Source organism: Micromonospora arborensis, from assembly GCF_003205615.1.
Taxonomy (GTDB): Bacteria; Actinomycetota; Actinomycetes; order Mycobacteriales; family Micromonosporaceae; genus Micromonospora; species Micromonospora arborensis.
This window is the reverse complement of sequence record NZ_PYBV01000095.1, coordinates 1-210: the sequence shown is the minus strand read 5'-3', so window position 1 is coordinate 210 and position 210 is coordinate 1. Positions and strand designations below refer to the sequence as shown.

General features: G+C 81.4%; 1 protein-coding gene. It reads right to left on the bottom strand.

Annotated features, from left to right (window positions below):
- Window positions 1–210: hypothetical protein (locus C7C45_RS32965; RefSeq protein ID WP_146247489.1), on the bottom strand; the 210-nt coding region annotated here is incomplete at both ends.

The following is a 210-nucleotide window of genomic DNA, read 5'->3' as shown; positions in this document are numbered from 1 at the left end:
AAGGTGATCCGCTCCCGCCCCGGGCCGCGTCGGACGCTGGCGGTGACCCGGCCGGGCGCGGCCTGGACCAGGTCGACCTGGTCGCCGGTGATCAGGGTGATGCGGACGGGCGCGACGCCCGCGGCGGGCGTGCCCGAGGGCGGCTCGGTGGGGCGGGCCGGCGGATCGGCGGACGCCGGGGCGGCGGGGGCGACCACCAACGGCCCGACC